Source organism: Streptomyces sp. NPDC054956 (genome assembly GCF_053609185.1).
The window spans coordinates 1-1,544 of record NZ_JBSGXB010000625.1; the positions used below are offsets into that span (position 1 = coordinate 1).

Annotated in this window: 2 pseudogenes; both read right to left on the reverse strand. The window is 78.0% G+C overall.

Annotated elements, in window-relative coordinates:
• Positions 1 to 435: pseudogene (locus ACWGDE_RS38850) on the reverse strand (helix-turn-helix transcriptional regulator); the annotation flags it as partial.
• Positions 436 to 1,098: 663 nt separating this feature from the next.
• A pseudogene (locus ACWGDE_RS38855) lies at positions 1,099 to 1,544 on the reverse strand (helix-turn-helix transcriptional regulator); the annotation flags it as partial.

The window sequence follows — 1,544 nt, forward strand, 5'->3', positions numbered from 1 at the left end:
GGCGGACCCGGCGCAACCTGTTTCCCCGCGGTAGCGCCCGGCCAGCTCCGCGACCGTCCGCGCGAGGGCCCGGCGCAGTTCGGGCGGGCCGATCACCTCGGCCTCCGCACCGAGGCGGAGCAGGTCGCCGACGGCCACGGCCTCGGATTCCACGTCGAGTTCGGCCGTGGCCCAGCCGTCCGCGTCGGGCGGCCCGGCGGCGGCGAGGGCGCGGACGCCCGCCGCGCCGAACTGCATCGGCAGCAGGCGCAGGGCGCGCGGGGAGAGCCGTACGACGGCGGTCTGGCGGATCGCGGCCGCTTCCAGCCGGCGGGCGGACTCCTCCCAGTACGCGGCGAGTTCGAACCCGGCGGGCCGCTCGAAGCACTCGTCGAGAACTTCGACTCCGAGGAACCGCCCCACCCGATAGCTCCGCACGGCACCCTCACCCCGGGCCCCGGCCCTGCCGCCGCCCCTGCCGTCGGCCGGCGCGCCGGGCCGCATGCCGGCCTCCGGATCGGTCCGCACACCGGCTTCCGCGTCGGGCCGCTCGCCGACGCGGACCTCGGCATGCACGTCGGCCCGTACGGCGGCAGGCAGGCCGGCCCGCGCCTCGGCCGGTACAACGGTCCGGGCCTCCGCGGGCGCGTCGGTCCGCGCCTCCGCCGGCACTAGGGCCCCAGCCTCCGCCGATGTCCGCGCCTCCGCCGGTACGGCACGGGCCTCCGCCGACGCACCGGTCCGCGCCTCCACTGGCACAACGCCCCGGGCCTCCACCGGCACGTCCGGCCGCCCCTCGATCGGAACGGCAGTCGGCGCCTCCGCTGGTGCGCTGGGCCGCGCCTCCGCCGAGTCGTCGGGCCGCGCCTCCGCCGAGTCGTCGGGCCGCGCCTCGGCCGGTACTACGGTCCGCGCCAGCGCAGGTACGACGTCCGGCACCTCCGTCGATGCGCCGGTCCGCGCCTCCGCCAGGGCTTCGGGCCGCACCTCCGCCGGTACAACGGGCCGCACATCCACCTGCACGACGGGCCGATCTCCGGCGGGTCCAGCGGCCCGGGCCTCCGCCGGCCGCGCCCGCGTCGAAGCGTCGCCCCGTACCTCCGCGGGTACGTCGCCGCGGGTGTGGGCCCGGGCCACGAGGTACCAGATGCCGCCCTTGAGGACGAGGCCGAGCGGCCACAGGTCACGGTGGACCTCACCGCCCCAGCGGCGGTAGTGGGTGCGCAGGATCCGCTGGTCCCACACCGCCCGGGCGATCGTCCCGAGGTGCGGGACGGGGTCGGCGTCCCGGAACCACGCGGGGGCGTCGAGGTGGAAGCGCTCCTGGATCTGCCGGGCCCGGACGGCGAGTTCGGCCGGGAGGGCGGCCTGGAGTTTCAGTTGGGCGGCGGCCAGGTCGGCGCCCAACCCGAGGTCCCTGGCGGGTCCGGGGGCACCGGCGAGGAACAGGGAGCCCGCCTGGGCGTCGGTCAGGCCGGTGAGGCGGGTGCGGTAGCCGTCCATGAGTCGGAATCCGCCGGCCGGCCCCCGGTCCGCGTGCACGGGTACCCCCGAGGCTCCGAGGG